This window comes from Kitasatospora sp. NPDC093102 (assembly GCF_040683915.1).
Lineage (GTDB): Bacteria > Actinomycetota > Actinomycetes > Streptomycetales > Streptomycetaceae > Kitasatospora.
Map to the genome: position 1 here is coordinate 44,497 of NZ_JBFBFA010000007.1, position 12,770 is coordinate 57,266.

Annotated in this window: 10 protein-coding genes; 5 read left to right on the forward strand and 5 right to left on the reverse strand. The window is 73.1% G+C overall.

The genetic code is table 11. From position 1 onward, the window contains the following. Positions 1 to 192: 192 nt before the first annotated feature. Positions 193 to 921 (forward strand): DUF4097 family beta strand repeat-containing protein, encoded by a 729-nt coding sequence (locus tag AB0O11_RS12360; protein WP_363384840.1) that lies wholly within the window; start codon positions 193 to 195, stop codon positions 919 to 921. A 102-nt stretch (positions 922 to 1,023) separates the two neighbouring features. On the opposite strand, the gene AB0O11_RS12365 is transcribed toward AB0O11_RS12360, so the two are convergent. Further along, complete coding sequence (locus tag AB0O11_RS12365; RefSeq protein ID WP_363384843.1) at positions 1,024 to 1,992, reverse strand: Gfo/Idh/MocA family oxidoreductase; 969 nt, start codon at positions 1,990 to 1,992, stop codon at positions 1,024 to 1,026. Positions 1,993 to 2,275: 283 nt separating this feature from the next. Here AB0O11_RS12365 and AB0O11_RS12370 point away from each other — a divergent pair, with 283 nt between their 5' ends. Beyond that, a complete protein-coding gene (locus AB0O11_RS12370) occupies positions 2,276 to 2,704 on the forward strand; it encodes a hypothetical protein (RefSeq protein WP_363384846.1) in 429 nt (142 codons plus the stop codon). Positions 2,705 to 2,950: 246 nt separating this feature from the next. Here AB0O11_RS12370 and AB0O11_RS12375 read toward each other — a convergent pair whose 3' ends face one another. Then, entirely contained in the window at positions 2,951 to 4,564 is a 1,614-nt protein-coding gene (locus tag AB0O11_RS12375) for a tannase/feruloyl esterase family alpha/beta hydrolase (protein WP_363384849.1), read from the reverse strand. A 741-nt stretch (positions 4,565 to 5,305) separates the two neighbouring features. On the opposite strand from AB0O11_RS12375, the gene abc-f reads away from it, so the two are divergent. The 3 genes from abc-f to AB0O11_RS12390 all read left to right on the forward strand — a co-directional run bounded on the left by abc-f (position 5,306) and on the right by AB0O11_RS12390 (position 9,302). Next, a complete protein-coding gene (abc-f, locus tag AB0O11_RS12380; RefSeq protein WP_363384851.1) occupies positions 5,306 to 6,940 on the forward strand; it encodes a ribosomal protection-like ABC-F family protein in 1,635 nt (544 codons plus the stop codon). Between the two features lie 86 nt (positions 6,941 to 7,026). Next, positions 7,027 to 8,742, forward strand: coding sequence for an ABC-F family ATP-binding cassette domain-containing protein (locus tag AB0O11_RS12385; protein WP_363384854.1), 1,716 nt, complete (start codon positions 7,027 to 7,029; stop codon positions 8,740 to 8,742). After that, a complete protein-coding gene (locus AB0O11_RS12390) occupies positions 8,739 to 9,302 on the forward strand; it encodes a CGNR zinc finger domain-containing protein (RefSeq protein WP_363384856.1) in 564 nt (187 codons plus the stop codon). The genes AB0O11_RS12385 and AB0O11_RS12390 overlap by 4 nt, the downstream gene beginning before the upstream one ends. A 234-nt stretch (positions 9,303 to 9,536) precedes the next feature. Here AB0O11_RS12390 and AB0O11_RS12395 read toward each other — a convergent pair whose 3' ends face one another. From AB0O11_RS12395 to AB0O11_RS12405, 3 genes are all read right to left on the reverse strand, one after another. Continuing rightward, positions 9,537 to 10,577, reverse strand: coding sequence for a helix-turn-helix domain-containing protein (locus tag AB0O11_RS12395; RefSeq protein ID WP_363384859.1), 1,041 nt, complete (start codon positions 10,575 to 10,577; stop codon positions 9,537 to 9,539). A gap of 92 nt (positions 10,578 to 10,669) precedes the next feature. Continuing rightward, positions 10,670 to 11,683 carry an alpha/beta hydrolase gene (locus AB0O11_RS12400; RefSeq protein WP_363384861.1) on the reverse strand — a complete coding sequence of 338 codons (1,014 nt, stop codon included), beginning with the start codon at positions 11,681 to 11,683 and terminating at the stop codon, positions 10,670 to 10,672. Positions 11,684 to 11,782: 99 nt separating this feature from the next. Next, the gene (locus AB0O11_RS12405; RefSeq protein WP_363384864.1) at positions 11,783 to 12,754 is read right to left on the reverse strand and encodes a helix-turn-helix domain-containing protein; all 972 of its coding nucleotides are present in this window, start codon (positions 12,752 to 12,754) and stop codon (positions 11,783 to 11,785) included. Positions 12,755 to 12,770: the final 16 nt, after the last annotated feature.

A 12,770-nucleotide genomic window follows, 5' to 3' on the forward strand; every position in this document is an offset into this window, starting at 1 on the left:
GACCACGGACCCGCGCCGGAGGACGCCGACTTCGTCTCCGGTGCCTTCCCCTGACGCCCACTACCTGGAGAACTCTCCACCCCTACAGGGGGGTTAGCCTCATGGTCCGCGGCTCATCCGCCACGATAGCTTCGTGGAGTCCGCCCCGCGGCGGGGCCCTTCCAGGAACGCCTTTCAGATTTGGGGAAAGACATGCGCAAGCAGTCCGGCCGTCTCGCGTCCTTCGTCGCCCTCGTGGCGGCCGTGGGCGGTCTCAGCGCCTGCGGGTTGACATCCGACAACACCTTCGACGACGACACCACGGTGGGCGAGAAGATCACCGCGGTGAGGCTCGACACCACCGCCGGCGGCGTGACCCTGCGCGGCAAGGAGGGCCTCGACAAGGTCTCCCTGCACCGGTCGGTCAGCTACCAGGACAACAAGCCGGGCGCGACGAGCCGGGTCGAGAACGGCGTCCTGGTGCTCGGCGGCTGCGGTCAGCACTGCGCGGTGACCTACACTGTCGACGTCCCCGCGGGGCTGCCGATCAGCGGCCAGACCTCCTCCGGCGCGGTCAGTCTCTCCCAGGTGGGCAACGTGCAGGTCACCACCAACTCCGGGGCGGTCAACCTCGACGGGGTGAACGGCAGCACGGAGGTGAACACCACCAACGGCGCCATCATCGGGCGCGGGCTGAACGGCGACCACATCCGGGCGGAGGCCCACAACGGCTCGATCGACATCACCTCGACCAAGCCGCAGGACGTCAGCGCGTCGACCTCCAACGGCGCCATCACCCTGGCCGTGCCGCCCGCCAAGTACAAGGTGTCCGCGAAGACCGGCAACGGCCACAAGGACATCGCGGTCCCCGACGACCCGTCCGGCCAGTACCAGCTCGACCTGAGCACCAGCAACGGACGCATCTCGGTCAAGCAGGCCTGACTCCTGCTTCCGCCTGCCATCCGGCGATCAGCCGGGCGTCAACAGCCCTGTCACCACCCTCGACGAGGTCTTCTCCCAGCTCGCCGGCCACCCCGCCCCTGACTACTCCGTGCCGGGTACCGCCCGGTGGATCGCGGTGATCCTCTCCGCGGCGTCGAAGCCGAGCACCGGATCGGGCCGCACGGAGAGCAGGCTGGCGTAGAGCGGACGGTAGTGGGCGACTTTCCGCCCGGTCCTGCCGTCGTTCCCGAAGGCCGCCAGCAACTCACCGTCCCGGGCGGCGAATCCCGTCATGGCGGTGTGGTCGATCCACACCTCCACGCCGGAGCGGCCGAACACCAGGCTGCTCTCCTTGCTGCTGGAGCCGGTCAGCCAGCTGCTGCGCAGGCGGGCCGTACCCGCCTCGCCCCGGGAGCGGAAGTCCACCGCGCACCACGCGCTCGCGCCGCCGTCCGTCTGCCGGACGGACCTGAGCCCGACGAGGTCGACGAAGCGGGTGAGCATGCTGAGCTGGTTCACCCCCGAGTCCGTCCAGCTGGAGACGTACGAGGCGAACGCCTCCGCTCCTCGGAGGACGTACGGGTCGTAGAACGCCGAGGTGACGGTCGTGACCGGCCCCCACTCCGGGTGTGCGGCGAGCAGTTCCGCCGCCCAGTCGACCTCCGGGGAGAAGGCGAAGTGGTGCGCGGTGAACACCCGCCCCCGCACATCGGCCTTCCCGTCCAGCTCGCGCAGCGCGGCGAGGGACGCGCGGTCATGGACCAGCGGCTTCTCCACCAGGACCCTGGCCGTGGAGCGCAGCAGGGCCACGGTCACCAGCTCGGCGTGCGTCTCCGTCGGGGTGGCGAGGACCAGCAGGTCCGGCTGGTGTCCGTCGAGCGCCTCGTCCAGCCCGCTGTAGTGCGGCGGCGTCGCGCCCCGGAACACGACCGGCCCCCTCGTCCTGGGGTCGACCGTGAACTCCACGTCCACGTCCGGACGTTCGGCGAGGACGGCGAGGTGGGTCTCGGCGATGATGCCGATCCCCACCAGTCCCACGCGTATCGGATCGATGCGCTCCTGCTGGGTCATGGTCCCTCTTCCCCTCGCCCGTACCGGCCCCGCGCGCCGGGGCTCCGACGTCCCATCCTCGCGCGGTCACCTCCGCCCGGCGGCCCAACGACTCGGACGGCCCGTCCACCCACTCGGCCCGCGGGTCGTGCTCTGCGGCCTTCGGGACCACACACATGTCTCACCACTGCTCCCCGATCGACGGGCACACCCGCCATCCGTCACCACCTTGACAGGTGACGATTGCTCATGGAAATCTACCGTCACCGGCCAGAGCAGTTACTTCTAGATGAGGACATCCACTGTGGCAGTCGTACGGTTCCATCTCGTCTCCACGCTCGGCACCGAGGACGTCCTGGCGGTACTGACCGACTTCAGCCCCTCCCGCGCCGAGGTCTGGCCGACGATCGACGCCGAGCACTTCGAGGTCCACGCGCTCGGCGACACCTGGGCCGAGGTCACCGAGGGGACCGCCGCCGCCTGGGAACGCGCGCGCTACGAGTGGGAGCCGGGCGGCGACACCGTCACCGTCACCACCCTCGACTCCAAGCTCTTCGGCCCCGGCGGCGGCTGGGTCTTCCGGATGACCCCCGAAGGCGACGGCACCCGGGTCGACGTCCAGCTGACGCGGCAGCCGGACACCCTCAAGGGCAGGATGCTCGCCGCGCTGCTCCCCGTCGCCGCTCCCCCGGCCCTGCGCAAGTCGTTCGCAGGGCCCCTGCGGGCCGGGTGATCCACCGCAGGAGGCGATTCCCGAGGGGCCGGCAGCACCAGCTGTCGGCCCCTTCGCCATGTCCCTGGCCGGCCGGTGCGGACGCCGACGCGCCCCGGAGGGACGGCCGGAAGGCGGCCCGTCCGGCGAACCCGCCCGCGCCGGCCGGCACGAAGAGGCCGACGCAAATCCTCCGACGCAAAAGGGCCGACGCAAAAAGACCCGGCCCGCGCCATCGGGCGCGGGCCGGGACGGCACCGGAGGGGATCAGTGCCGGGAGGGGAGGACGCAGCGGAAGCCGGAGGCGGCGGCCGGGTCGCCGTGGCCCCGGTAGCGGGACACCTCGGGGTAGCGGCACAGGTCCCGGTCGACGCTCCGCCCGGACGCGTCGATCAGGGTGGCGGGCAAGGTCTGCGGCGCCTTGCCCTGCTCCACCCAGGCCGTCAGGGCGGCGAGGTCGTCGGTCGTGCCGTCGCCCTTGTTGAGGCCGCAGTGGACCGTGCCCGGGGCGAGGAAGAGACGGTAGAAGTCGTCGACCCGCTCGGTGCCGCCCATCTTCCGCTCGACCTGCCGGCGGTACTCGACGGTGCCCTGGGCGGGGATGAACTGGTCGGCCTGGCCGTGCCAGGTCAGGAGCTTCCCGCCGGAGTCGCGGAAGGCGGACAGGTCGGGGTCGTCGGTGCCGATGATCCGGCCGTACTCGGTCCGGGACTGCTCGAACAGCCGGGCGAACTGGTCGTAGGTGATCGTCGAGACGTCGAACGACGGCTGCTTCTTCAGCCAGGTCGTGACCCAGAGCCGGGGCACCGGGAACGGCGCGCCCTTCACCTGGCCGCTGGCGTCGGGTGCGGTGCCGGCCAGCCCTGCCAGGTCGGCGCCGACCGGGACGCCGGACCACAGCTTCCGGCCGGACGCGGTGCGCGGACCGTCCCATATCTTGCGCACCACGGCGGCGTCGGCCGCCGTGATGGTCAGCTCCTTCCCGTCGCAGAGCACCTTGGTGCCGATCAGCCGGCGCGGGTCGAAGTCGCACCGCGACGCGTCGTTCACCAGGTTGTCCCTGGCACCGTCGAGCAGGTCGCAGGCCGCGACGGCGGCGTCGGTGAAGGCCTTGAACTCGCAGGCGGACGGGTAGGTCTTCTCGTTGTTCATGACCACCTGCGGCCACAGGGTGGCGACCTCGAACTCGTCCCAGTTGACGGCGGGCGCGTTGGCGAGGATGCCGTCGAAGTCGTCGGGGTAGCGCTGGGCCTCCATGTAGCCCTGGCGTCCGCCGGTGGAGCACCCGTTGAAGTAGGAGTAGGAGGCCTGCCTGCCGAAGTGCGCGGCGGCCACCTGCTTGCCGACGATCGACGCCTCGTGCTGGGAGCGGGACGCGAGGTTCTTCAGCAGCGCGGTGTCGACCTGCCCCTCGGCGTTCAGCGCCCAGGTGACGTCGACGGCATCGGCGAGCCCGCCGTCGGTGGTCGTCGCGGCGTACCCGTTCTTGACCGCGGTGCCCATCCCGACGCCGTTGTCCCCGGCCGCGAAGGCGCTCCCGCCGAGCGCCTGGAAGCGGCCGTTCCAGCCGCTGACGGGGAGCCAGGTCGAGACCTTGGCGTGGTCGTTGTCGCCCGGGTGGGTCAGGGTGACCGTCACCTCGCAGAAGGCGGGGACCCCGGTGACCGTGCCGCCCACCACCCCGGTTCCGTCGATGGTGCCGCCGTCCCGGTGGACCGCCGTCACGGACTCCACCGCCGCGCCGGAGGGGGCCTGCACGGCCGGCGCCGAACAGCCGGACGCCGCGGGCACGGAGCCGTACGGGGACTCCGCTGTCGCCGTCGGCAGGTTCACCGCGGCCAGCGCCGCACCGGTCGCGAGCACGATCAGGAATCGCTTCATGGGTATCCCGTCCAAGTACGTGGGTGTGCGCCCGGCAGCGAAGGATCACGTGTCCGGCGTCCGGGCAGGGGTGGGTCGAAACAGGGGGTGGAACAGAGGCGGCCGAAAAGGTCCCACCGGTCGAGACGGTGACGACGGGTCGGCGCGCTCAGGCGTCCGTCCGGTGCTCGGGCAGCCACCCCGAGCACCGAGCGCCGCCCCACGGGTGCGCCCTCGGTCCTCTGCTTCGACTTTCCCGCCATGGTCAGTGCGCTCCTTCGAGGTGGCGACGATCCCGGCGGGCCGCCACCCTCCGGCCGGCCCGGTCACGGGCGGATCCACACGTGTGAGCACGGTCGAGCCTTTTCAGCGCCATCACCGGTTCAACTGGTGACGATGCTGGCACGGTCGCGTCCGGCCTGTCAACGAGACGACCCGCGCGCCGCACCGAGCGGGGCCGGGGCGAAAGGGGCTGCGACGAAGGGCAGTTGCCGGTCGGCATCCGCCGGGACGCACACCTGTCCGGCCTCCCGGCCGCCGGCGGCGCCTGCTAGGGTGGGCGCGACCTGTAGTCGTGTGATCGAGGAGTGGCAGACGTGGCGGGTGACGACGACATCTCCGGGTGAGATCCGGATCTGACGGCCACCGGCCGGTGCTTCAGGAGCGCCGCCGAGGTGGTCCGTTTCGTCGTACCCCTTTTCCCCCATGTCTGCCCAGGGCAGAGGTCCAAGTCCTGCCCTCATTCCCTTCGAGGTCACTTCCATGTCCGACGCTGCCGTCGTCTGCTCGAACGTCTCCTTCGCCTGGCCCGACGACACCCCGGTCTTCCACGACCTGTCCTTCACCGTGCCCGCCGGCCGGACCGGACTGGTCGCCCCCAACGGTGCCGGCAAGAGCACCCTGCTCAAGCTGATCGCCGGCGAACTCAAGCCCGCCACCGGCTCGGTGTCGGTCACCGGACGGCTCGGCTACCTCCGCCAGAACCTCCCCCTGACCTCCGACCTCACCGTCGCCCAGGTGCTCGACATCGCCGAGATCGTCCGGGCCATCGACGCCGTGGAGTCCGGGGACGTCGACGAGCGGCACTTCACCACCATCGGCGACGACTGGGACATCGAGGAGCGCACCCGCGCCCAGCTCGACCGCCTCGGCCTGACCGACCTCACCCTGGACCGCAGTCTGAGCACGCTCAGCGGCGGCCAGATCGTCTCCCTCGGCCTCGCCGCCCAGCTGCTCAAGCGCCCCGACGTGCTGCTGCTCGACGAACCGACCAACAACCTCGACGCGCAGGCCCGGCACAAGCTCCACGACGTGCTGGCGGACTTCAACGGCTGCCTGCTGCTGGTCAGCCACGACCGCGCGCTGCTCGACCGGATGCAGCACATCGCCGAACTCGGCAACGGCGAACTGCGCTTCTACGGCGGAAACTTCACCGCGTACGAGGAAGCCGTCCGGGCCGAACAGGAGGTCGCCGAGAAGAACGTCCGCAACGCCGAACAGGAACTGAAGCGGGAGAAGCGGGAGATGCAGCAGGCCCGCGAACGCGCCGAGCGCCGCCAGAGCAACGCCGCCCGCAACCTCAAGAACGCCGGCCTGCCCCGCATCTTCGCCGGGAACATGAAGCGCGGCGCCCAGGAGTCCGCGGGCCGGGCCGGCCAGATGCACGCGGCCCGGGTCAGCGAGGCCAAGGCCCGGCTCGACGAGGCCGGACGCGCCCTGCGCGAGGAGCAGCGGCTCTCCCTGGACCTGCCCGACACCCAGGTGCCCGCCGGACGCAACCTCTTCCTCGGCGAGGGCCTACAGGTCCACCACGCCGGCCGGCCGGTGTTCGCCGACGGCGGCGTCGACCTGAGCGTCCGCGGCCCCGAGCGCATCGCGCTGACCGGGCCCAACGGCGCGGGGAAGAGCACCCTGCTGCGCCTGGTCACCGGCGAACTCACCCCGGACAGCGGGGAGATCAAGCGCAACGACGGGCGGATCGCCTACCTCTCGCAGCGCCTGGACCTGCTCGACCTCGACCGCACCGTGGCGGAGAACTTCGCCGCGTTCGCCCCCGAGCGGCCCGAGACGGAACGGATGAACCTGCTCGCCCGCTTCCTCTTCCGCGGCGCCCGGGCCCACCTGCCGGTCGGGGTGCTCTCCGGAGGCGAGCGGCTGCGCGCCACCCTGGCCTGCGTGCTGTGCGCGGAGCCGGCCCCGCACCTGCTGCTGCTCGACGAGCCGACCAACAACCTCGACCTGGTCAGCGCCGGCCAGCTGGAGAGCGCCCTGAACTCCTACCAGGGCGCCTTCCTGGTGGTCAGTCACGACGAGCGCTTCCTCGCCGAGATCGGGGTCAACCGCTGGCTCCGGCTGGCCGACGGCACCCTGAAGGAGACCGGGGCGCCCGCGGTGTGAGCCGCCGACGTGCGACCGGGCCCGCGCCCGAGGCTCCGTGCCCGGCGGGCCCACCACCCCTCACGTCGGAAGGATCAAGGATCCCCGTGCTCCAGCACGCCCTGCTCGCCCACGACGTCGTCCGCAACCTTGGCGGCCGGCGCGTCCTCGACGGTGTCGGCCTGAGCGCCGCCCCCGGCCACCGGATCGGCCTGATCGGGGAGAACGGCGCCGGCAAGTCCACCCTGCTGCGGGTGCTCGCCGGCGTGGACGAACCCGACGCGGGGAGCGTCTCGCGTCCCGCGGACCTCGGCTTCCTGCACCAGGAGATGCCCTTCCGGGCCGACGCGACCGTCGCCGCCGTCCTGGACGACGCGCTGCGCGAGGCCCGCGACGACCTCGCGGAACTGGACCGGCTCGGTGCGGAGATCGCCCGTGTCCCGGAGACCACCCCCGGCCACACGGAACTCCTGGACGCCTACGGCAGGCGGCTGGAACAGGCCCGGTACCGGGAGTCCTGGGACGCCGACCGCCGCGCCGCCCTGGTCCTCGACGGGCTGGGCCTCGGCGCGCTCGGGCACGACCGCACGCTCGGCTCGCTGTCCGGCGGGCAGCGCGGCCGGCTGGCCCTCGCCGCACTGCTCGTCCGACGGCCGTCCGCGCTGCTGCTGGACGAGCCGACCAACCACCTCGACGACGGCGCCGCCGCCTTCCTGGAGGAGCAGATCCGCGAACTGCCCGGCACCGTGGTCGTCGCCGCCCACGACCGGGCGTTCCTGGACGCCGTCTGCACCCATCTGGTCGACCTCGACCCGGCGGTGGACGGACCGGTCCGCTACGGCGGCAACTACAGCGCCTACCTGGGCGAGCGGCGCGCCGAGCGGGAGCGCTGGGAGCGGCGGTACGCCGAGGAGCAGGAGGAGCTGGCACAGCTGCGCCACTCGGCCGGCGTGACCGCGCACCTGGTCGCACCGGACCGGGGGCCGCGCGACAACGAGAAGATGGGTTACGGCCACCGGGCGGGCCGGGTGCAGAACCAGGTCTCCCGCCGGGTGCGCAACGCCGCCCGCCGGCTGGCGGAACTGGAGCGCGCGCAGGTCCCCGAGCCGCCGCGCCCGTTGCGGTTCGCCGTCGCCGCCCTGGCCGCGGACGCCGTCACCCTGGCCGCGGACGCCGTCGCTCCGGACACGGACGCCGGGCAGGACCGGCGGCCCCTGGTGTCGCTCCGGGACGTCCGGGTGCCCGGCCGGCTCGCGCTGGACGCTCTGGAGGTGCCCGCGGCCGACCGGCTGCTGGTCACGGGCGGCAACGGGACGGGCAAGTCGACGCTGCTCGCCGTGCTCGCCGGGCACCTCGCCGCCGGGGGCACGGTGCGCCGGCGCCCCGGGCTGACGGTGGGGCTGCTCACCCAGGACACCGCCTTCGACCGGCCCGACCGCACCGTCCTCGACACCTACGCGCTGGCACTGGGCCCGGCTCGGGCCGAGGAGGTGCCACTGGGGTCGCTCGGTCTGCTGCACACGGCGGACCTGGACAAGCCGGTCGGCCGGCTGTCCGTCGGACAGCGCCGACGGCTCGCGCTGGCGCTCCTGGTGGCCGAACCGCCCCAACTGCTGCTGCTCGACGAACCCACCAACCACCTCTCCCCCCGCCTGTGCGACGAACTGGAGGAGGCTCTCGGCACCGGTCCCGGCGCGATCGTCCTCGCGAGCCACGACCGCTGGCTGCGCCGGCGCTGGCAGGGCCGCGAGCTGCGGCTCGACGCTGTCGGGGCCGGGCGTTATTGCCCCCCTGCGCAGTCACCTGTCAGCATGGTGATGTGAACCTTGACCATGTCTTCGTCTGCGGGCACCCGGCCCTGGACTTCGCGGCCACGCTCCGTGCCCGGCGCACGATCCGGTTCGAGATGTTCGTGACGCCGGAGCGGTTGAACGCCTGGTACCTGGACTGTGGCCTGGTGGACACGATCACGCCCGGTGACGAACAGGACGTCCGCGAGGCGACGACCGTCCGCGAGGCCGTCTACCGGCTCGTCACCAACCGGCGGCTCGGCGAGGCGTTCGACCGCGAGGCGCTCGCCGTGCTCAACGGCGCCGCACGCAAGCCGCCCGTGACACCGCAGCTCACCGTGACCGGGCGGCACAACGAGGCGACCCCCGAGCAGGCGCTGGCGACCGTCGCGCGCCAGGCGGTCGAACTCCTCAGCGGCCCGGACGTCCCCCTGATGAAGGAGTGCGGCAACCCGGAGTGCACCCGGGTCTACATCGACCGCTCCCGGGGCATGCGCCGTCAGTGGTGCGGCATGGAGTCCTGCGGCAACAAGATCAAGGCCGCCGCCTACCGCGCGCGGAAGAAGACGCCGTCCGCCACGGGCCCCCGATAACCCCTCCGTGACCACACGCGTCGTGCACACCGTGCTTCCGCCGGGCCCGGCCGCCTCGGGCGACGCCGGCCGACCCACCGACCGGCCACGGCCGCTCCCCCGGGGCCACCCCTCCTCGATGACGGTGGAACACCGGTCAGGGGTGTGACGAAGGCGTCCGATCACCGGTGGATACGTGTGCGTCGACGAAGCCGTGTGCCGCGCCCGCCCTCCGGCCGGTGGTCCGGGTGGGCCTCACACCGCGACGCCGTACCCGGACGGCAGGCCCGTCGCCCTCGGCTCACCGCCCGGCGGGGGCAGCCGGACGGCGGCCGGGGTGAGGCCCGTTCCGGCGCATGCCTGCCACTCACGCGGGGAGACGCCGTAAACGGCGCGGAACGCCCGGCTGAAGTGACTCGCACTCACGAAGCCCCAGCGGCCCGCGACCGCCGCCACGCTCGCCCGGCCCGCCCCCGGACGGGCGAGGTCCCGGCGGGACATCTCCAGCCGCTGGCGCTGGATCCAGCGGGCCACCGTCACCCCCTCGAAGCGGAACAGCTTGTGCAGGTACCGCACCGACACGTGATGGGCCGCCGCGATCCGCTCCGGCGAGAGGCCCGGGTCGCCCAGATGGCGCAGGATGTGGTCCTTCACCCGCGCAAGGGTGGCGAGCGCCGCCTCGGGCGCCTCGGGGACGGACCGGCCGCGCCGCTCGTGGGCGAGCACCGCGAGCAGGTCGAGCGCCGTGGCGGCGAGCCAGGCGGCCACTTGCGGCTCCATCGCGTCGGCCGACCGGGAGAGGCACTCCAGGTAGGCGGCCACCAGCCGGGCGGTGCCGTCGCCGGTGTCGAAGGCCGTCGCGGTGAGCACCCGAAGATCCTCCTCGGAGACGCCCCCGACCGACCGCGGCCAGTGGAAGGCCGTGAAGAGGAAGGGCTCCGGAAGCTCCTTGGCGAACGGCCTCCCGGCATCGGAGATCGCGAAGGTGCCCGGGCCCAGCTCCACCTGGCGGCCGTCCTGGTCGAGCCGGGCGGTACCGCGGTGCTGGAGCGCCAGGGTGAGGTGGTCCCCCCCGCCGCGGGCGATCAGCCCCGCGCCGCGCTCGACCCGCTGCGGGCCGGCCTGCACCAGGGAGACCTGGGTGGCACCCAGGCTGTGACTGGTGATCGTCGCGGGGACGGGCCTGCTTTCGAGCAGGGCGACGTCCAGCGGGATGAAGGTGCGGGAGACGGCCTCGTGCCAGTACTCGGCGCGGTCTGCGGGCGGTACCAGGGCGGTGTCGAGAACGACGGACATCGGTACTCCTCGAACAGCTGTCGGCCGGACCGGCCGGTCCGGTGTCGCGGTGTCGGGTGGGCGCGGGCCCTCGTCGGGGCGACGGGATCAGGTCACCAGGAGCGGCCGTGCAGCGCGACGTGCACGGTGTCGACGGCCTGGATCAGCGCGGCGCGGGCGGTGCTCGTGGGGCAGCTCGCGCCGAGCAGCAGGAAGCCGTGGACGGCGCCCTGGTAGCGCATCGCCACCACCGGGACCCCGGCCGCGCGGAGCCTGGCCGCGTAGGCCTCGCCCTCGTCCCGCAGCACGTCGGCCTCGGCGGTGACCACCAGGGCCGGCGGCAGACCGGCGAGCTGGTCGAGGGAGGCGCGCAGCGGCGCGGCGGTGGCCTCCCTCCGGCGCTGGGGATCGGGCAGGTAGTCGTCCCAGAACCGGCGCATGTGGTCGCGGTGCAGGAAGTACCCCGTCGCGAACCGGCGGTAGGAGGGCGTGTCGAAGTCGGCGTCGGTGACCGGGCACAGCAGCACCTGGTGGAGCAGCGGTACGTCGTCGCGCTGCCGGGCCACCAGGGTCAGGGCCGCCACCAGGTTGGCCCCCGCGGAGTCGCCGACGGCGGCGATCCGGCCCCCGTCCAGTCCGATCTCGTGGCCGTGCCCGTGGATCCAGCGGGCCACGGCGTGGCACTGCTCGACGGCCACCGGGTAGCGGGCCGCGGGTGCCCGGGCGTAGTCCACGTAGACGACGGCGGCGTCGGTGCCCAGGGCGAACTCCCGGATCAGCCGGGCGTAGCAGGCGGCGTCGCCGAGCGACCAGCCGAGGCCGGGCAGGAACAGCACGACGGGGCTGGGTTCGGCGGCGCCGACGGGTCTGGTCACCTGGACGTTCACGCGTCCGGTCGGTCCGCAGGGCAGGGCGAGCCACTCCGACGTCGTGGCGTACGGATCGTCCTCGGCCTCGAACGCGCCGCCGACCGGCCCGCCGTCCGCGACGTCCGGAAGGTCGTCGCGGGTGAGGGAGGAGAGGTCCGGCGGTTCCGTCGCGGGCCGGCCGGCTCGGGCGTCCAGGAACTCCTGGAGCGCCCGGTCGAGCACCGGACGCCGGTCGGGCAGGGGGGTGGGGTCGGACAACTCTTTGCTCCTGGCTTCGGTCGACGGGCACGGTGGCTCCGTGTGTGCCCCGGCCGTGGTGACCTGATCATGCCCTTCGGCGGGCGGACCGATGGCTCCTCAGCCCGTCTCGTCGTGCGGGAGTGAGCGCCACTCGCGCGGCGAGACGCCGTACGCGGCGCGGAACGTCCGGCTGAAGTGCGCCGGATTGACGAAGCCCCACCGCTGGGCGACGGCCGAGACCGTGGGCGCGGTGCGGCCGCGGCGGCCGAGTTCACGGGCGCAGGCGTCCAGGCGACGCTGCTGGACGAGGCGGCTCACCGTCGTGCCCTCGCCCTCGAAGAGCCGGTGCAGGTAGCGGACGGAGATGTGGTGGGCATGTGCGATCCTCTCGGGTGACAGGTCCGGGTCGCCCAGGTGGCGGTCGATGTACTCCCGCACCCGCTGGACCAGGTGCGCGTTCTGGGCGCCCGGCTCGTCCACCGCCCGGGCCGGTGCCAGTTGGGCGATGAGCGTGTTGAACAGGTCGGCGACGCTGCCGGCCAGCCGGTCGCCGACCGGGGCGGGGTAGGAGTGCGCGGAGGCGGCGAGGACGCCCAGGAAGGGCAGCAGCACCGGCCCGCACCCCTCGGTGGGGCCGACGACCGTCGCCGACGCGTTCCGCAGGTCGCGCTCCGGCACCCCCAGCAGCCGGCGCGGTACGTGGAACAGGTGGGTGCGGAACCGCTGCGGGTAGTCCACCGCGTACGGGCGCGCCGTGTCGTACAGGACCAGCCCGCCCGGCGGCACCTCCGCCCGGCGCCCGTCCTGCTCCAGGACGGCCCGGCCCGACACCTGCACGCCGACCCCGACCTGCGGTTCGCCGCGCGGTGTCCGCGCGATCAGCGCCGGTGTGCGGGAGAGCCGGGCGGCGTCCGCCTCCAGCGTGGAGATCCGCACGTAGCCGAGGCGGTGCGACTCCAGGAGCCCGTCGAACGGCCGCCCGGTGAGCGGGCGCACCTCCAGCGGCACCAGCGTCCGCGACACGGCTCCGCTCCAGAAGGCCGCCTTCTCGTCGTCCGCGACCGACGCGGTCGTCACCCGCACGCCCATCTGACCGTCCTTCCGC